The organism is Streptomyces capillispiralis (assembly GCF_007829875.1).
Taxonomy (GTDB): Bacteria; Actinomycetota; Actinomycetes; order Streptomycetales; family Streptomycetaceae; genus Streptomyces; species Streptomyces capillispiralis.
Window position 1 is genome coordinate 5,997,890 of sequence record NZ_VIWV01000001.1, and the last position, 18,128, is coordinate 6,016,017.

Genomic DNA, 18,128 nt, shown 5'->3' on the forward strand with positions numbered 1-18,128 from the left:
CTCGGGCGACCCGGACCACCGGTACCGGGGCGGGGTCGCCTCAGACGAGGGCGGTGGGGCACGGCGGTCCGCGCCGCCCCAGGGAGTGCACGAAGAGCAGGGTCCGGGCCGTGGCGGCGCGGCGCGCCGGGCGGAACGGGCGGAGCGTCCCGGGGGCCCGGACGGTCCCCGCGGCGACCGCGAGCAGCAGCGGCCGGAAGGTGGTCGCCGCCACCGCGCCCAGCAGCTGGGCCAGCGCGCGCTCGCCGCGGCGCAGCCACGCGGCGGCGAACAGGCCGACCCCGATGTGGGCGCCCAGCAGCGCCCAGGCGGTGGCCGGGTCGGCCTGGGCGAACAGGCCCGCCAGCCGGTCGCCGCCCTCGGCGGCGGACCCGGTGACCCGGGCGAGGGGTGCGCCCACGTCGGCGCCGCCGCACAGCACGTCGAAGCCGACGGAGCGCAGCGGGCCCGCGACCGGGCCGCCCATCCGGCCGTAGCAGACGTGCTGGCCGGTGGTGAAGACGGTGTCGGCGGCCAGCTCCAGCGGGATCAGCAGGGCGGCGATCCGCCCGAAGGAGCGCTCCCGGCCCGCCAGGACGTACGCCAGGGCGAACACGGCGGCGGCGATCGCGGCCACCGTGCTCACCGGCAGCGGAGCCCCGGACAGCAGCACGTGCGACGCGGTGCTGAGCGTCACGACGACGGCCGTGAACAGCGCCGCGCGGACGGCTCTGAGTCGGGTTCCGGATATGTCCATGGCGGTGAAGAGTGTGTCACGTGCTCCGGTAAGAGGTCCCTAAAGGGTTCCTGTGGACGGACGGGCGGTCACGGAGGTCACACGGGTCGCAGGGGTCACAGCCCCGGAATCCTGCCGTTGCGGAACAGGTCCAGGAAGATCTGGTGGTCCCGGCGGGCCCGCGCGCCGTAGTCGTGCGCGAAGCCGACCAGCAGCGGGACCAGCCCGTCCTCGTCGGCCGCGATCGCGGCGTCGATCGCGCGCTCGGTGGAGAACGGCACCAGGGACTCGCCGGAGGTGTCGTCCGCCGCCGAGTGCATCGTGGCCGTGGCCCGGCCGAGGTCGGCGACCACCTGGGCGATCTCCTCCGGCTCGTCGATGTCGCCCCAGTCCAGGTCCACGGCGTACGGCGAGACCTCGGCGACCAGCTGGCCCGCGCCGTCCAGCTCGGTCCAGCCCAGCCACGGGTCGGCGTGCGCCTGGAGGGCGCGCTGGGAGATCACCGTGCGGTGCCCCTCGTGCTGGAAGTAGGCGCCGATGGCCGGGTCGGTGACGTGCCGGGAGACGGCCGGGGTCTGGGCCTGCTTGATGTAGATCACCACATCGTTCTCCAGGGCGTCGCTGTGGCCCTCCAGCAGGATGTTGTACGACGGCAGCCCGGCCGAGCCGATGCCGATGCCGCGCCGGCCCACGACGTCCTTCACCCGGTAGGAGTCCGGGCGGGCCAGCGAGGCGTCCGGCAGCGTCTCCAGATAGCCGTCGAAGGCGGCCAGCACCTTGTAGCGGGTGGCGGCGTCCAGCTCGACCGCGCCGCCGCCGGCGGCGAAGCGGCGCTCGAAGTCACGGATCTCGGTCATCGACTCCAGCAGCCCGAAACGCGTCAGCGAGCGGGCGTCGCGCAGGGCGTCCAGCAGCGGCCCCTGGGCCGTGTCCAGCGTGAACGGCGGCACCTCGTCGCTCTTCGCGCCCGTGGCCAGCGCGTGGATCCGCTCCCGGTAGGCGGCGGCGTAGACGGTGACCAGCTCGGTGATCTGCTCGTCACTGAGCGCCTTCGCGTAGCCGATCAGCGCCACCGAGGCCGCGAAGCGCTTGAGGTCCCAGGTGAAGGGGCCGACGTAGGCCTCGTCGAAGTCGTTGACGTTGAAGACCAGGCGGCCGTTGGAGTCCATGTACGTGCCGAAGTTCTCCGCGTGGAGGTCGCCGTGGATCCAGACCCGGGACGTCCGGTCGTCCAGGTACGGCCCGCTGTGTATGCCCCTCCCGACCCGCCCGGCGCTCTCGGCGTCCAGGTCGTGGTAGAAGAGGCACGCCGTCCCGCGGTAGAACGCGAAGGCCGAGGCCGCCATCTTCCGGAACTTCACGCGGAAGGCGGCCGGGTCGGCGGCCAGGAGCTCGCCGAAGGCGGTGTCGAGGACGGCGAGGATCTCCTCGCCGCGGTGCTCGTCGTTGAGCTGCGGGACCGACATCGCTGGGTGCCTCCTGGTGCGGATCGTTTCGGGACGGTGGCCCGTCCCCTGCGTAACGTGTGACGGGGGGCCGGAGTGCCCGTGACCCCCGCCCGAAGGTACGCCGGGATGCGCTCCGGGTGTCAGTGCCGGGGCATAGACTTCGAGGCTGTCCCCCGGACTGTCCGCCTGCCGTCCGCGGACCGTCCACAGTCCGTCGCCGAGAGTTCGCCTTGGAGGCCGCACCGTGTCGAAGCCGCCGTTCACGCACCTGCACGTCCACACCCAGTACTCGCTGCTGGACGGTGCCGCGCGGCTGAAGGACATGTTCAACGCCTGCAACGAGATGGGCATGACGCACATCGCCATGTCCGACCACGGCAACCTGCACGGGGCGTACGACTTCTTCCACTCCGCCCAGAAGGCCGGAGTCACCCCGATCATCGGGATCGAGGCGTACGTCGCCCCCGAGTCCCGGCGCAACAAGCGCAAGATCCAGTGGGGCCAGCCGCACCAGAAGCGGGACGACGTCTCCGGTTCCGGTGGTTACACCCACAAGACGATGTGGGCGGTGAACGCGACCGGCCTGCACAACCTCTTCCGGCTCTCCTCCGACGCCTACGCCGAGGGCTGGCTGCAGAAGTGGCCCCGCATGGACAAGGAGACCATCGCCAAGTGGTCCGAGGGGATCGTCGCCTCCACCGGCTGCCCCTCCGGCGAGCTCCAGACCCGGCTGCGCCTCGGCCAGTTCGACGAGGCCCTCAAGGCCGCCGCCGACTACCAGGACATCTTCGGCAAGGACCGCTACTTCCTGGAGCTGATGGACCACGGCATCGAGATCGAGCACCGGGTCCGCGACGGCCTGCTCGAGATCGGGAAGAAGCTCGGCATCCCGCCCCTGGTCACCAACGACTCGCACTACACGTACGCGCACGAGGCGACCGCCCACGACGCCCTGCTGTGCATCCAGACCGGCAAGAACCTCTCCGACCCCGACCGCTTCAAGTTCGACGGCACCGGCTACTACCTCAAGTCCACCGACGAGATGTACGCCATCGACTCCTCGGACGCCTGGCAGCAGGGCTGCGCCAACACCCGGCTGATCGCCGAGATGGTCGACACCACGGGCATGTTCGAGAAGCGCGACCTGATGCCCAAGTTCGACATCCCGGAGGGGTACACCGAGGTCAGCTGGTTCCGCGAGGAGACCCTGCGCGGCATGCACCGCCGCTTCCCGGACGGCATCCCGGACGACCGCATGAAGCAGGTCGAGTACGAGATGGACACCATCATCTCGATGGGCTTCCCGGGCTACTTCCTCGTGGTCGCCGACTTCATCATGTGGGCCAAGAAGCAGGGCATCGCCGTCGGCCCGGGCCGTGGCTCCGCGGCCGGCTCGATCGTCGCCTACGCCCTCGGCATCACCGACCTCGACCCCATCCCGCACGGACTGATCTTCGAGCGGTTCCTCAACCCCGAGCGCATCTCGATGCCCGACGTCGACATCGACTTCGACGAGCGCCGGCGCGTCGAGGTGATCAGGTACGTGACGGAGAAGTACGGCGCCGACAAGGTCGCCATGATCGGCACCTACGGCACCATCAAGGCCAAGAACGCGATCAAGGACTCCGCGCGCGTGCTGGGCTACCCGTACGCGATGGGCGACCGCCTCACCAAGGCCATGCCCGCCGACGTCCTCGGCAAGGGCATCAACCTCGACGGCATCACCAACCCCGAGCACCCCCGGTACTCGGAGGCGGGCGAGATCCGGGCGATGTACGAGAACGAGCCGGACGTGAAGAAGGTCATCGACACCGCCAAGGGCGTCGAGGGCCTGGTGCGGCAGATGGGCGTGCACGCCGCCGGCGTGATCATGTCCAGCGAGACCATCACCGACCACGTCCCGGTCTGGGTCAGGCACACCGACGGCGTGACCATCACGCAGTGGGACTACCCGAGCTGTGAGTCGCTCGGCCTGCTGAAGATGGACTTCCTCGGCCTGCGCAACCTGACGATCATGGACGACGCCGTCAAGATGGTGAAGTCCAACAAGGGGATCGACATCGATCTCCTGAGCCTTCCGCTCGACGACCCCACGACCTTCGAACTGCTCCAGCGCGGCGACACCCTCGGCGTCTTCCAGTTCGACGGCGGCCCCATGCGCTCCCTGCTCCGGCTGATGAAGCCGGACAACTTCGAAGACATCTCCGCCGTGTCGGCCCTGTACCGCCCGGGCCCGATGGGCATGAACTCGCACACCAACTACGCCCTCCGCAAGAACGGCCAGCAGGAGATCACACCGATCCACCCCGAGCTGGAGGAGCCGCTCAAGGAGGTCCTGGACGTCACCTACGGCCTGATCGTCTACCAGGAGCAGGTGCAGAAGGCCGCCCAGATCATCGCCGGCTACTCGCTCGGCGAGGCCGACATCCTCCGCCGCGTGATGGGCAAGAAGAAGCCCGAGGAACTGGCGAAGAACTTCGTGCTGTTCCAGGAGGGCGCCCGCAAGAAGGGCTTCAGCGACGAGGCCATCCAGTCGCTCTGGGACGTGCTGGTGCCGTTCGCCGGCTACGCCTTCAACAAGGCGCACTCCGCCGCGTACGGACTGGTGTCCTACTGGACCGCCTACCTCAAGGCGAACCACCCCGCCGAGTACATGGCCGCGCTGCTCACCTCGGTCAAGGACGACAAGGACAAGTCGGCGGTCTACCTCAACGAGTGCCGCCGCATGGGCATCCGGGTGCTCCCGCCCAACGTCAACGAGTCCGAGTCCAACTTCGCCGCCCAGGGCGACGACGTGATCCTCTTCGGCCTCTCCGCGGTGCGCAACGTCGGCACCAACGTCGTGGAGTCGATCATCAAGTGCCGCAAGGCCAAGGGGAAGTACGCCTCCTTCCCCGACTACCTCGACAAGGTCGAGGCGGTCGTCTGCAACAAGCGCACCACGGAGTCCCTGATCAAGGCCGGCGCCTTCGACTCCATGGGCCACACCCGCAAGGGCCTCACCGCCCAGTACGAGCCGATGATCGACAACGTGGTCGCGGTCAAGCGCAAGGAGGCCGAGGGGCAGTTCGACCTCTTCGGCGGCATGGGCGAGGCCGAGACCAGCGAGCCCGGCTTCGGCCTCGACGTCACCTTCACCGACGACGAGTGGGACAAGACCTATCTGCTCGCCCAGGAGCGCGAGATGCTCGGTCTCTACGTCTCCGACCACCCGCTGTTCGGCCTGGAGCACGTGCTGTCCGACAAGGCGGACGCGGGCATCTCCCAGCTCACCGGCGGCGACTTCGGCGACGGCGCGGTCGTCACCATCGGCGGCATCATCTCGGGCCTCCAGCGCAAGATGACCAAGCAGGGCAACGCCTGGGCCATCGCCACGGTCGAGGACCTGGCCGGCTCCATCGAGTGCATGTTCTTCCCGGCGACCTACCAGCTCGTCTCGACGCAACTCGTCGAGGACGCCGTGGTCTTCGTCAAGGGCCGGCTCGACAAGCGCGAGGACGTGCCGCGGCTGGTCGCGATGGAGCTGATGGTCCCCGACCTGTCCAACGCGGGCACCAACGCGCCCGTGGTGCTCACCATCCCGGCCACCCGCGTGACACCGCCGATGGTCAGCCGGCTCGGCGAGATCCTCACCCACCACAAGGGCGACAGCGAGGTCCGGATCAAGCTCCAGGGGCCGACCAGGACGACGGTGCTGCGTCTGGACCGGCACCGGGTCAAGCCCGATCCGGCCCTGTTCGGCGACCTGAAGGTGCTGCTCGGCCCGTCCTGCCTGGCCGGCTAGCACCGTCCGGCCGACGCGCTCGAGGGGCGCACCCCGCAGTGGGTGCGCCCCTCTTCATGTGCCGGGGCCGCGACGGCCCGTCACCGGGACGTCAGTTGTGGCCGAAGCGCTTCTGCCGGCCCTTGCCCCGGCCGACCTCGCCGGGGAGGACCTGTGTGGTGCGCTGCTCGTCCGGCGTCTCCATGGTGGACGTCTGCGTCGCCCGCTGGGCGCGCTCGGCCTGCGGCTGCTTACGGTCACGGTTCTTGTTCTTGGCCATGGTGGTGCCTCCTGTGGGGACTAGGGGCCAGGGCCGGGACCAGATTCACATAGCCCGACAACCCGCGCATGTCAGACAATTACCGTGTGTCACCGGGGTGGTCGGGGGAGGAAGTGTGGAAACGCCACGCCGAAGATCGAGTTCGGGCCGTTAACCCCGGCGTGGTCGGGCAGACTCGAAGCAAGCCCGAAGCAAACCTCCCGGAAAGAGGGTGGATCGCGTGGACCGCTGCATCGTCCTGGTGGACGCCGGGTATCTGCTGGGGGCCGCCGCCAGTCTCCTCGCCGGGGAGCCGTCGCGGTCCCGCATCACCGTCGACCACGCGGCCCTCATCCAGGGGTTGCGCGATCGCGCCGAGAACGACACGCGGCAGCCGCTGCTGCGCATCTACTGGTTCGACGGCGCCCCCGACCGCGTCCCGCAGCCCGAGCACCGCAGGCTGCGCGTGATGCCCCGGGTCACCGTCCGGCTGGGGGCGCTGACCCGCAGCGACGGCCGCTGGGCGCAGAAGGGCGTCGACGCCGCCATGCACGCCGAGCTGACCGAGCTGGCCCGCAACCGCGCCTGCTCCGACATCGTCCTGGTCACCGGCGACGGCGATCTGCTGCCCGGCATGATGGCCGCCAAGGAGCACGGCGTCGCCGTGCACCTGTGGGCCGTACAGGCCGCCGACGGGGACTACAACCAGTCCGAGGACCTGGTCGCCGAGGCCGACGAACGCCGCGTGCTGGACCGGGCGTGGATCACCCAGGCCGTACGGGCCAAGGAGTCCACCGGCGTGTGCGCGCCGCCGTCCCTGCCGCGGCCGGAGATCGCGGCGATCCTCTCCGCCCCGCTGCCGGACTCCGCGCTCGCCGCGGCGGCCGAGCGGACCGCCCAGGAGCCCCCGCACCCGGCCGCCGCGGCGCACAACGGCACCGCCGAGCGGGCGCCCACCGCCAAGGGCGTCCCCACCCCGAAGGACCTGGCCGCGCTGCGCAGCCCCGCCCCGCACCCGGCGCAGCAGCCCGCCTCCGCCACCCTGCGCTGGTCCTCGGACAAGGGCTGGGTCGACCGGCCCGTCGCCGAGCCGCCGGACGCCGCCTCCATGCCGACGCTCGCCCAGCTGACCACGGCCGAGCAGCGGTGGGCCGACCGCGAGGAGGACATCACCACCGTCGGCGGCGACCCCTTCGAGGTGGGGCAGGTCTTCGCGCGGCGCTGGGTGGAGCGGCTCGGCGACCAGAGCCACCTCCAGAAGCTGTCCGCCATGTACCCCCGCATCCCGCACCGCGTCGACGGCGAGCTGCTGCGCTACGCGGCCCGCTTCGGGCTCCTGGCCCACAAGGACGACCAGATCGACGAACGCGACCGTTACGCCATCCGGGCGGGCTTCTGGCGCGAGCTGGACCTGCGCACCGGTACGGAGCGGGCTCCCGCGGGGGAATGAGCGGGCCTCCCGGCCCGGCGGGCGGTTGGGGCGGGTTTGCGGGCACCGGGGTGACCCGAGGGAGGGGCGGGGACGCCGACCCCGTAGGCTCGTCCCTTGTGAGTACGCGCGCGGCACAGGCATTCCGGCACGGTGGTGACGTCGTGTGTGCGGTGCGCGGGCTGACCAAGACCTATCCGGCGGTGCGCGGACGGCGCGGCGTCCCGGCCACCCCCGAGGTCCGCGCCACCAACGACGTACGGCTGGACATCCGGCGCGGTGAGATCTTCGGCCTGCTCGGGCCGAACGGCGCCGGCAAGTCCACCCTCGTACGCCAGCTGACCGGGCTGATGCGGCCCGACCGCGGCAGCGTGGAGATCCTCGGCCACGACATCGTGCGCCACCCCGAGCGGGCCTCGCGCATCCTCGCCTACCTCGGCCAGGAGTCCAGCGCCCTCGACGAACTGACCGTGTCCCTGGCCGCCGAGACCACCGGCCGGCTGCGCGGGCTCGACGTGCGGCGCGCCCGGGCCGAACGGGACGACGTCCTGGACGAACTGGGGCTCACGCCCCTCGCCGGACGCCCGCTGAAGAAGCTCTCCGGCGGCCAGCGCCGACTGGCCTGCTTCGCCGCCGCGCTGGTGGGGGAGCGGCCGCTGCTCGTGCTCGACGAGCCGACCACCGGCATGGACCCCGTGGCCCGGCGGGCGGTGTGGTCCGCCGTCGACCGGCGCCGCGGCGACCGCGGCACGACCGTGCTGCTGGTCACCCACAACGTCATCGAGGCCGAGACCGTCCTCGACCGGGTCGCCGTCCTCGACCGGGGCCGGGTCATCGCCTGCGACACCCCGGCCGGACTCAAGGAACAGGTCGCCGGCGAGGTCCGGGTCGACCTGGTGTGGCGTGCGGCGCCCCCGCTGCACGTGCCCGAGGTGGCCGCGCTGCGCGACCGGGTCGAGGAGTCCGGCCGCCGCTGGACCCTGCGACTGGCGCCCGAGGAGGCCCGTACGGTCGTCGCCACCGTCACCGGCGGGGCCGCCTTCGCCGCCCTGGACGACTTCACGCTGGCCACGCCGAGCCTGGAGGACGTCTACCTGGCGCTGGGCGGCGCCGTGCGGCAGGGGCTGGTGAAGGCGTGAGCGCCCGGGCCGTGAGCGCACAGGCCGCCGTTTCCGTATCCGACGGGGCGAACGCCGGAGTGGATCCCGACGAAGGGGAGCAGCACGACGTGAGTGTCGTACCCGCCGAAGTCCTGCCGGGCGGCGCCCTGGCCCTGGACCAGGCCGCGCCGGAACCGGCCCAGCTCGGCCCGCGGGCGCGGCTGTGGCCGTCGCTGGCGGCCGTGTACCGGGCGCAGCTGTCCCGGGCGCGGGTCGCGCGGATCCCGCTGCTGTTCGTGGCGACCTTCCAGTCGGTCGGCATCATGATCCTGATGCGCGGGGTCGTGGACGGCGGCGGCGAGGCGCAGGCCGTGGTCGCCGGCTCGGCGGTGCTGGTCGTCGCCTTCGTGGCGCTGAACCTCCTCGCCCAGTACTTCGGGCAGCTGCGGGCCAGCGGCGGACTCGACCACTACGCGACCCTGCCCGTGCCGCCGGCCGCGGTGGTGCTGGGCGCGGCGGGCGCGTACGCCTCCTTCACCGTGCCGGGGACCGTCGTCACCGCCGTCTTCGGCTGCGTGCTGTTCGGGCTGCCGGTGGCACACCTGTGGGTGCTGGCCGCGGTGATCCCGCTCGCGGGCGCCGCGCTCGCCGGGCTCGGCGCGGCCCTCGGTCTGCTCGCGCCCCGGCCCGAACTGGCCACCCTGCTCGGGCAGCTGGGCATGTCGGCGGCGCTGCTGCTGGGCGTGCTGCCGTCGGAGCGGATGCCGGAGGCGGTGCGCCTGGCCCGCGACCTGCTGCCCTCGACGTACGGCGTCGAGGCCTTCGCCCGGACCTTCGGACCCCACCCCGACTGGGCCCGTGTGCTCGGTGACCTCGCCGTGTGCGGGGGCGTCGGCGTGATCTCGCTGGCGGTGGCGACCTGGGCGTACCGCAGGGCGGCCGTCCGGTGACGCGCCGCACAGCGGGGCCTGGCACGATGGCAGGGTGAGCGCACCTCTGACACCCCCACCGCCTCCACACGAACATTCCGCGCGGGACGCGTGGCAGCCCCCGGCGCACGGCCCCCTCCAGCACTCCGGGAGCACCGGGCCCGCCGGGTATCCGCGGCACGGCTGGGGGCACGACCAGGACGGCCCCGGGATGAGGACCGAAGTGCGGGAGGCCGCCGTGACGGCGGTGGCGGTGGCGCTCGGCGGAGTGCTGCTCGGCGTGCTGTGGTGGTGGCTGGCGCCGCGCGTGCCGCTGGTGGGCGACGTGGCCGGCGACACCTGGGTCGTCTACTTCAAGGACTCCGAGGGTGAGCAGGCCGCCGGGGTGGACGGCACGTTCTCACTGCTCGCCCTGGGCTTCGGCGCGCTGTGCGCGCTCGTCGCGTTCCTGGTGCGCCGCCGCGGCGGGGTGCCGCTGGTGGTGGCGCTGGCCGTCGGAGGGCTGCTGGGATCGCTGCTGGCCTGGCGGCTCGGGGTGTGGCTCGGGCCGCCGCAGGACGTGATGGCGCAGGCCAGGAGCGCCGGCAAGGGCGTCACCTTCGACGCGCCGCTGAAGCTGAGCGCCAAGGGCGCGCTGCTGGTCTGGCCGTTCGCGGCACTGGTCGTGCACCTGGGCCTGACGGGCCTGTTCGGCCCCCGGGACCCGGACCCCTTCGCGCCCCAGGGACCGTACGCCGCGGACGGCGGCGGGCAGAAGGCCTAGGGTCTGTCGTTCGGGACCGTGCCCGCGTCACGGGCGTGGCACGCACGCACCACGCCCCGCTCGGGTGGGCTGAGAGGCGCGGTCTTCCTCGGCCGGCCTGATCCGGACGACAGACCCTGGGGACGCCGCACGGCCGGCCCGGTGTGGCCTCCGGGCAGGCCGGTGACGGGGCCGGTCCGGCGCTGCCCGCGGCCGCTTCGGCGTGTCTCTCCCGGTGCACGGGTGAGGGCCTACGCGCGTCCGATCGGTGCCAGGGTCGCCGAGGTCAGCTCGGTCAGGTCGCCGGGGGAGAGCTCGACCTCCAGGCCGCGGCGGCCGGCCGAGACGCAGACCGTGCCGTGCCGCGTGGCCGACTGGTCCACGACCGTCGGCAGCCGCTTGCGCTGGCCGAGCGGGGAGATGCCGCCGCGGACGTACCCCGTGGTGCGTTCCGCCAGCGCCGGGTCGGCCATCGCCGCCCGCTTGCCGCCGACCGCCGCCGCGAGGGCCTTCAGGTCCAGCTGGCCCGCCACCGGGACCACCGCCACCGTCAGCACGCCGTCGACGTCCGCCACCAGCGTCTTGAAGACCCGCTCCGGCGAGACGCCCATCGCCTCGGCCGCCTCCTCGCCGTACGACGGGTGGGAGGGGTCGTGGTCGTAGGAGTGGACGGTGAACGGCACACCGGCCGCGGTGAGCGCGACCGTGGCGGGCGTGCCCGCGGACTGCTGCTTCTTGGACTTCTTCGCCATCGCGGCCGGTACCCCGTTAGGTCGTGCGTCAGTTGAGACTGGTCGGGCCGCGCGTCAGGTCCGACGACGGCAACGAGGGCAGGTTACGGATGATGGCCGTCTCCCGGCGAAGGAGTTTCAGTTCGTCGCGGAGCCGGGAGGCGGTGTCCGGTGCCTGGAGCAGACGCTGCTTCGTCGGCGTGTCCAGCATCATCGCGGCGGCGACCAGGTAGGAGACGACGCCCGGCTCGTCCGGCAGGTCCGCGCCGGTCGACAGGGACCGCTCGCGCGCCCCCGCCAGCCGCTTCTGGTACTGGCGGAACGCCCGCAGCACCCCCTCCGCCAGCGCCCCCGCCTCCTCGCCGGGATCCTCCTCCACCGGCTCCGCCTCGGCGGTCAGGAACGGGCCCGAGGAGTCGACCGACAGCAGCCGGATCCGGGTGGTGCCGGTCGCCAGCACCTCGAAGGTGCCGTCCGCCCGTTCCCGGATCGTCGCCGCGTCGGCCACACAGGCCACCTTGTGGAAGGCGCGCAGCGGGTCGGTGCCGAAGCCGGCCGCCGGGCCCCGGTCGGGCACCGCCGTCGGGTCCGGCATGCCGGGCACGCTCGGGGCCACCTCGTGGCCGTCGCGGATCGCCACGACGGCGAACCTGCGCGGCTCGTCCTCGGGGGTCTTCAGCAACTCGCGCATCATGGCGCGATAGCGCTCCTCGAAGACGCTGAGCGGAAGCACGAGCCCCGGGAACAGCACCGTGTTCAGGGGGAAGAGCGGAAGCCGGACGGTGGTCACGACGCAAAAGCCTAATGGTCGCCGAAGCGGACTCGCCCGCCCTGCTCATCTCGCGGACGCTCGGAGGTCCGCAAGGAGGCATTCGTTCCGGCCGCGGGGGCCCCGGACACCACCGCCGCGCGTACGGCCTGACGCACCTCGAGGAACCGGCCGAGCGGATCCTCGGCGTCCCGGTCCCACGGGAAGGACGTGGCGTACGGGCCGGTCAGACGCAGCTGCTCCAGGGCGTCCTGCCAGCGCTCCAGGCGGACGAGGACGTAGACCAGCAGGTTGCGCAGCTCGGCCGGCCAGCAGCGGCCCGCCGGCAGCCGGGCGGACAGCGCGACGGCACGGTCGGCCGCCGCCTCCACCCGCTCGCGCGGCACCTCGGGACCGCAGCCGTCGGTCAGATAGCCGAACGCCGCCCGCAGCGGCAGCGCCTGCGTGAGCGCGTCCCGCGGCGCGTCCTGTGCGGCCAGGTCGGCGAAGTCGAAGCACTCGCGGTGCGAACCGTGCCACGAGGACGCCAGGTAGCGCAGGGCCGCCACATGGCAGCCGTAGTGGTGCGGGGCGCGGCGGACCGCCGCCTCCCACAGCTCCTCGAAGTAGGTGTGACCGGCGCGCGCGCCCCGGGCGTGGTCCAGGGCGATCCGCCAGGGCACCGGGTCGCGGCCGTCCGACCGGGCGGCGGCCGTGATCAGCGGGCTCACCTCGCGCAGCAGCTCGGCCCGGGCCGGTGAGCCCCAGGCGCGGTCCACCGCCCGCTGGGCGTCCACCAGCAGCCCGTCGGGGTCGTGCGGGGCGAGGGCGCGCCAGGCGTCCAGCCACTCGGGGCGCGCGTGCGCGAAGCGGGCGAGGCGCCGCACATACCGGTCGCGGTGCTCCCAGGCGCCCGTGCGCCGGGTGGCGGCGAGCAGGTCGGCGGCCGGTACGTGGTCGCCGTCCGCCGCCCCGACCAGCGCCGGGCCCAGCATGTCGTCGGGTGCGTCGAGGAGCACCTCGTCGTCGGCGGGCAGCGCGACGAGGACGGCGGGCGCGGGGCCCGTCGACCTGCCGCGCACCCGGGAGGTACGGGTGAACCCGTGCAGCAGAGCCATGGTTGGACCATTGAAAGTCCGCAGGTCACAGCGGCGCCAGAGCCCACACGGAAGTCGGGGAAAGTTGTACGGGGCTCGGTCAAGGCCCGGTAAAAAGCAGAGGCCCCCTCACCTTGCACCGGGCCCCTGCCGCCCCATGAGCCACAGGAGTCTCGGCAACCTCAGGTGCGCCGCAGTGTCCTGGTCGCCCCCGCCGCCACGGTCGTCGCCAGGATCCAGCCCAGCAGGATGAACACGGCCGACAGCCACTGCCAGCCGCCGCGCATCTGCCAGAAGCCCACCTGGCCCAGGTCGATCACCGGCAGCAGCAGGTCCAGGGCGAACAGGGCCGGGTTCCACGCCGGATGCTCACCGCTCTTCAGGGGCGGGAGGTCCGCCCGCGCGAACGCCACCGACCCGCCCGCCCACAGCACCGCCATCCACACCGCGGCCCGGCCCGGCCGGTATCCGTAGGCGACCGTCCAGTCCTGCGCGTAGCCCCACAGCTTGGCCGCGGGCGGCAGGCTCTCGCGGCGACGGCGCTGCTTGGCGAGCAGCACCTCCCGGGCGTCCTCGTCCTCCCCGCCCTCCCGCAGCACGGCGGCCAGCCGCTCGTACGGCTCCGGGTTGTACTCGGCGCTCGCCGCGTCCACCCACCGCAGCCGCAGCGCCAGCGGGAACGGCCCGCGCGGCACCAGGTTCTCGTAGGTGAAGCCGCCCATGTGCAGCCGGCCCGGGCCCGGCCAGCTGTCCGCCCGGTCCATCAGGTTCACCACCTTGGCCCCCGACAGCACCACCTTGCCGCGCGCCGGCCGCTCCCCGAGGAAGCGCAGCTCCGGCGTCTGCACCCGGCGCAGCGACAGCTCCTGCTCGTCCGTGAAGGTGAACCCGGCCCCCTCGAAGTCGACCGCGTCCCCGAACCGCCCGTCGTCCAGCCGCACCCCGCCCTGGCACTCGAACCGCTGGATCCGCGTCCCGCGCGCCGGGGTCATCCCGCTGCGCGCCTGCGCGCCCAGCCCCGCCGGGGTCAGGTACAGCGAGCGCTCCACGGTCAGCTGCGGCGCGTTCAGCGCGAGGCGGGTGTACGGGTTGACCAGACGGGCGCCGCGCAGGCTCAGCGAGACACCTATCTGGGCGCTGCGCAGGCTCAGCTCGCCGTGCGACTCCAGCATCTCCGCCTGGAGGTCCTGGCCCACGGTCATCCCGTCGGCGGCTATCGAACGGCCGCTGCGGTCCCGGTGCACGATCGCCTGGTTGAGCAGCAGGTCCGTGCCGATCCGGGCGTCGGTGAGCCGTATGCCGCCCAGGAAGCGGCAGCGCGGCAGATGCAGATCGCCCTCGGTGTGCAGCCGGGCGGCCTCCAGGCGGGGCACCGAGCAGTCCACCAGCCGCACGGTCGTGAAACGGGCCTCCGGCAGCAGCACGTCCCGCTCGAAGCGGCAGCCGCGCATCTCCACGTACGGCACGACCGTGCCCCCGGCGAGGTCCAGGGTGCCGCTGATCCGCACCCCCACCAGCTTCAGCGAGGAGACCCGGCCGGCCAGCGCGGGCGGCCCGTCGAGCAGGAGCCAGCACACCACCCGCGCCCGGACCGTCCGCTCGGCGCCCCACGGATGCCCTCCGTGCGGATCGTCGACGACCGTGTCACCGCTGCTCAGGTCGTACACACTGCCGTTGCGGAAGGCCTGCCACATCCCGGCCTCCGCGGCGGTCAGGTCCTCCGGCGGCTCTCCGGCGCCCGGCCCCACCCCCTCGGTCACGGTGCTCCCCTCCTCCCCACGTACTCGCGGGTTCGTCCCTTCGTACAACCGTTCATGCCCATTCGGGTGACGTATTGAACACGGAAAGTGAAGAAGATCTCCGTCGTGTGCGCGGACCGTCACGGCCGGTGGTCCGTATCAGCCACTGGAACGGCCGAACGGCCCACCGCGCGGGTCTGAGAGAATTGAGCACGTGCTGCAACAATTCCTCGCCCGGATCGATCTGCGCGGCGACGCCCTCCCCGAGGGCCCCGCCCTGCGCGACCTGCTGCCCCGAGCCGACTTCGACGTGGCGGCCGCCCTGGACAAGGTGCGGCCCATCTGCGAGGACGTCCATCATCGGGGCGACGCGGCGCTGATCGACTTCGCCGAGCGGTTCGACGGCGTACGCCTGGAATCCGTCCGGGTCCCGGCCCAGGCGCTCACCGACGCCCTGGAGCAGCTGGACCCGGCCGTCCGCGCGGCCCTGGAGGAGTCCGCCCGCCGCGCCCGGCTCGTCCACCGCGCGCAGCGCCGCGCCACCCACACCACCCAGGTCGTCCCCGGCGGCACGGTCACCGAGAAGTGGGTCCCCGTCGACCGCGTCGGCCTGTACGCGCCGGGCGGCCGGTCCGTCTACCCCTCCTCCGTGATCATGAACGTGGTGCCCGCCCAGGAGGCCGGCGTCCCGTCCATCGCGCTCGCCTCCCCGGCCCAGGCCGAGTTCGGCGGACTGCCGCACCCGACCATCCTGGCCGCCTGCGCCCTGCTCGGCGTCGACGAGGTGTACGCGGCCGGCGGCGCCACCGCCGTCGCGATGTTCGCGTACGGCACCGAGTCCTGCCCGCCCGCGAACATGGTCACCGGCCCCGGCAACATCTGGGTCGCCGCCGCCAAGCGCTACTTCACCGGCCGCATCGGCATCGACGCCGAGGCCGGACCGACCGAGATCGCCATCCTCGCGGACTCCACCGCCGACCCGGTGCACGTCGCCTCCGACCTGATCAGCCAGGCCGAGCACGACCCGCTGGCCGCCGCCGTCCTGGTCACCGACTCCGCGGACCTCGCGGACGCGGTGGAGAAGGAGCTGGAGCCGCAGGTCAGGGCCACCCGGCACATCGACGACCGGATCGTGCCGGCCCTGTCCGGCCGCCAGTCCGCGATCGTCCTGGTCGACGGGATCGAGGAGGGCCTGCGGGTCGTCGACGCCTACGGCGCCGAGCACCTGGAGATCCAGACCGCCGACGCCGCCGCGCTCGCCGACCGGGTGCGCAACGCGGGCGCGGTCTTCGTCGGCCCCTGGTCCCCGGTCTCCCTCGGCGACTACGCGGCCGGCTCCAACCACGTCCTGCCCACCGGCGGCTGCGCCTGCCACTCCTCGGGCCTGTCCGTCCAGTCCTTCCTGCGCGGCATCCACGTCGTGGACTACAGCGAGGACGCGCTCGCCGAGGTCGCGCACCACGTGGTGACGCTGGCGGAGGCGGAGGACCTGCCCGCGCACGGCGCGGCGATCAAGGCCAGGTTCGGCTGGAAGGTGCCCGAGAGCAAGTGAACGACGTACGCATCGACGATCTCCCCGTACGGGACGAGCTGCGCGGCAAGTCCCCCTACGGCGCGCCCCAACTGGACGTCCCCGTCCGGCTGAACACCAACGAGAACCCCTACCCGCTGCCCGAGGCGCTGGTCGAGCGGATCGCCGAGCGGGTCCGTGAGGCCGCCCGGCACCTCAACCGCTACCCCGACCGGGACGCGGTCGAACTGCGCACCAGGCTGGCCGAGTACCTGACGGACACGGCCGGCCACCCGGTCGGCGTCGAGAACGTCTGGGCCGCCAACGGCTCCAACGAGGTCATCCAGCAACTGCTGCAGACCTTCGGCGGGCCGGGCCGCACCGCCCTCGGCTTCGAGCCGTCGTACTCGATGCACGGCCTCATCGCGCGCGGCACCGGCACCGGCTGGATCTCCGGCCCCCGCAACGACGACTTCACCGTCGACGTCGCCGCCGCCGAGAAGGCGATCGCCGAGCACCGCCCGGACGTCGTCTTCATCACCACCCCCAACAACCCCACCGGCAACGCGGTCCCGCCGGAGACGGTCCTCGCCCTGTACGAGGCCGCCCAGGCCGCCAAGCCGTCCATGGTGGTCGTGGACGAGGCGTACATCGAGTTCAGCCACGGCGACTCGCTGCTCCGCCTGATCGAGGGGCGGCCGCACCTGGTCGTCTCCCGCACCATGTCGAAGGCGTTCGGCGCGGCGGGCCTGCGCCTCGGCTACCTCGCCGCGCACCCCGCGGTCGTCGACGCCGTCCAGCTGGTCCGGCTGCCGTACCACCTGTCCGCCGTCACCCAGGCGACCGCGCTGGCCGCCCTGGAGCACACCGACACCCTGCTCGGCTACGTCGAGCAGCTCAAGGCCGAGCGGGACCGGCTGGTCGCCGAACTGCGCGCCATCGGCTACGAGGTCACCGAGTCCGACGCGAACTTCGTCCAGTTCGGCAGGTTCGAGGACGCCCACGCCACCTGGCGGAAGATCCTCGACCGGGGGGTCCTGGTCCGGGACAACGGCGTCCCCGGATGGCTGCGGGTCACCGCCGGCACCCCCGCCGAGAACGACGCGTTCCTCGACGCGGTCCGTGATCTCAAGAAGGAACAGGAGCAGAGCGCATGACTCGCGAAGGCCGCGTGGGCAGAGTCGAACGCACCACGAAGGAAACGTCCGTCCTCGTCGAGATCGACCTCGACGGCACCGGGAGGACCGAGATCTCCACCGGGGTCGGCTTCTACGACCACATGCTCGACCAGCTCGGCCGGCACGGTCTGTTCGACCTCACCGTGAAGACCGAGGGCGACCTGCACATCGACTCCCACCACACCATCGAGGACACCGCCCTCGCGCTCGGCGCCGCCTTCCGGCAGGCCCTCGGCGACAAGGTGGGCATCTACCGCTTCGGCAACTGCACCGTCCCGCTGGACGAGTCCCTCGCCCAGGTCACCGTCGACCTCTCCGGCCGCCCCTACCTCGTGCACACCGAGCCCGAGAAGATGGCGCCGATGATCGGCGAGTACGACGTGACGATGACCCGGCACATCCTGGAGTCCTTCGTCGCCCAGGCGCAGATCGCCCTGCACGTGCACGTGCCCTACGGGCGCAACGCGCACCACATCGTGGAGTGCCAGTTCAAGGCCCTCGCCCGCGCCCTGCGCTACGCCTCCGAGCGCGACCCCCGCGCGGCCGGCATCCTGCCCTCCACGAAGGGCGCGCTGTAAGCCATGAACGGCCTGTCCACCGTCCTGATCGTCGTCGGCCTCTTCCTGGTCGGCGGGATCGTCTCCTTCGTCAAGCAGAAGATGCCCACGAGCCTGATCGTGGTCCTCTCGATCGGCGCCGCGATGTGCCTCGTCGCCGGCGCCATGAGGCTGGAGGTGTGA

The 18,128-nt window shown here is 72.4% G+C and carries 16 protein-coding genes; 9 read left to right on the forward strand and 7 right to left on the reverse strand.

The window, feature by feature from the left end; all coding sequences use genetic code 11:
- Positions 1-40: 40 nt before the first annotated feature.
- Both FHX78_RS26125 and FHX78_RS26130 read right to left on the reverse strand, forming a co-directional pair.
- Positions 41-736: a hypothetical protein gene (locus tag FHX78_RS26125; RefSeq protein WP_145869844.1), complete on the reverse strand. Its 696-nt coding sequence runs from the start codon at positions 734-736 to the stop codon at positions 41-43.
- Between the two features lie 95 nt (positions 737-831).
- The gene (locus FHX78_RS26130; protein WP_145869845.1) at positions 832-2,181 is read right to left on the reverse strand and encodes a DUF2252 domain-containing protein; all 1,350 of its coding nucleotides are present in this window, start codon (positions 2,179-2,181) and stop codon (positions 832-834) included.
- A gap of 226 nt (positions 2,182-2,407) precedes the next feature.
- Between FHX78_RS26130 and dnaE the strand changes: the two genes are divergently transcribed.
- Complete coding sequence (dnaE, locus tag FHX78_RS26135; RefSeq protein ID WP_145869846.1) at positions 2,408-5,947, forward strand: DNA polymerase III subunit alpha; 3,540 nt, start codon at positions 2,408-2,410, stop codon at positions 5,945-5,947.
- 91 nt (positions 5,948-6,038) lie between these two features.
- On the opposite strand, the gene FHX78_RS36910 is transcribed toward dnaE, so the two are convergent.
- Complete coding sequence (locus FHX78_RS36910) at positions 6,039-6,206, reverse strand: hypothetical protein (RefSeq protein ID WP_167531858.1); 168 nt, start codon at positions 6,204-6,206, stop codon at positions 6,039-6,041.
- Positions 6,207-6,426: 220 nt separating this feature from the next.
- Here FHX78_RS36910 and FHX78_RS26140 point away from each other — a divergent pair, with 220 nt between their 5' ends.
- From FHX78_RS26140 to FHX78_RS26155, 4 genes are all read left to right on the forward strand, one after another.
- Entirely contained in the window at positions 6,427-7,635 is a 1,209-nt protein-coding gene (locus tag FHX78_RS26140; protein WP_145869847.1) for an NYN domain-containing protein, read from the forward strand.
- A gap of 143 nt (positions 7,636-7,778) precedes the next feature.
- Entirely contained in the window at positions 7,779-8,753 is a 975-nt protein-coding gene (locus FHX78_RS26145; protein WP_145872165.1) for an ABC transporter ATP-binding protein, read from the forward strand.
- An 89-nt stretch (positions 8,754-8,842) separates the two neighbouring features.
- Positions 8,843-9,664, forward strand: coding sequence for an ABC transporter permease (locus FHX78_RS26150; protein ID WP_167531859.1), 822 nt, complete (start codon positions 8,843-8,845; stop codon positions 9,662-9,664).
- A gap of 34 nt (positions 9,665-9,698) precedes the next feature.
- Positions 9,699-10,406, forward strand: coding sequence for an AAA family ATPase (locus tag FHX78_RS26155; RefSeq protein WP_145869848.1), 708 nt, complete (start codon positions 9,699-9,701; stop codon positions 10,404-10,406).
- A gap of 230 nt (positions 10,407-10,636) precedes the next feature.
- Here FHX78_RS26155 and ybaK read toward each other — a convergent pair whose 3' ends face one another.
- From ybaK to FHX78_RS26175, 4 genes are all read right to left on the reverse strand, one after another.
- Positions 10,637-11,137 (reverse strand): Cys-tRNA(Pro) deacylase, encoded by a 501-nt coding sequence (gene ybaK / locus FHX78_RS26160; RefSeq protein ID WP_145869849.1) that lies wholly within the window; start codon positions 11,135-11,137, stop codon positions 10,637-10,639.
- Positions 11,138-11,165: 28 nt separating this feature from the next.
- Positions 11,166-11,906 carry an LON peptidase substrate-binding domain-containing protein gene (locus FHX78_RS26165; RefSeq protein WP_145869850.1) on the reverse strand — a complete coding sequence of 247 codons (741 nt, stop codon included), beginning with the start codon at positions 11,904-11,906 and terminating at the stop codon, positions 11,166-11,168.
- A gap of 11 nt (positions 11,907-11,917) precedes the next feature.
- Positions 11,918-12,982 (reverse strand): hypothetical protein, encoded by a 1,065-nt coding sequence (locus FHX78_RS26170; RefSeq protein ID WP_145869851.1) that lies wholly within the window; start codon positions 12,980-12,982, stop codon positions 11,918-11,920.
- 161 nt (positions 12,983-13,143) lie between these two features.
- Complete coding sequence (locus FHX78_RS26175; protein WP_145869852.1) at positions 13,144-14,721, reverse strand: oxidoreductase; 1,578 nt, start codon at positions 14,719-14,721, stop codon at positions 13,144-13,146.
- 193 nt (positions 14,722-14,914) lie between these two features.
- Here FHX78_RS26175 and hisD point away from each other — a divergent pair, with 193 nt between their 5' ends.
- The 4 genes from hisD to FHX78_RS36915 are packed head-to-tail and all read left to right on the forward strand — an operon-like array spanning position 14,915 to position 18,128.
- Positions 14,915-16,252: a histidinol dehydrogenase gene (hisD, locus tag FHX78_RS26180; protein ID WP_189908695.1), complete on the forward strand. Its 1,338-nt coding sequence runs from the start codon at positions 14,915-14,917 to the stop codon at positions 16,250-16,252.
- Positions 16,249-17,367, forward strand: a complete 1,119-nt coding sequence (locus FHX78_RS26185; RefSeq protein WP_145869853.1) for a histidinol-phosphate transaminase — start codon at positions 16,249-16,251, stop codon at positions 17,365-17,367. Before hisD ends, FHX78_RS26185 begins: the two co-directional genes overlap by 4 nt.
- Positions 17,364-17,966 carry an imidazoleglycerol-phosphate dehydratase HisB gene (hisB, locus tag FHX78_RS26190; RefSeq protein ID WP_145869854.1) on the forward strand — a complete coding sequence of 201 codons (603 nt, stop codon included), beginning with the start codon at positions 17,364-17,366 and terminating at the stop codon, positions 17,964-17,966. The genes FHX78_RS26185 and hisB overlap by 4 nt, the downstream gene beginning before the upstream one ends.
- A 3-nt stretch (positions 17,967-17,969) precedes the next feature.
- Positions 17,970-18,128, forward strand: a complete 159-nt coding sequence (locus tag FHX78_RS36915) for a hypothetical protein (RefSeq protein WP_167531860.1) — start codon at positions 17,970-17,972, stop codon at positions 18,126-18,128.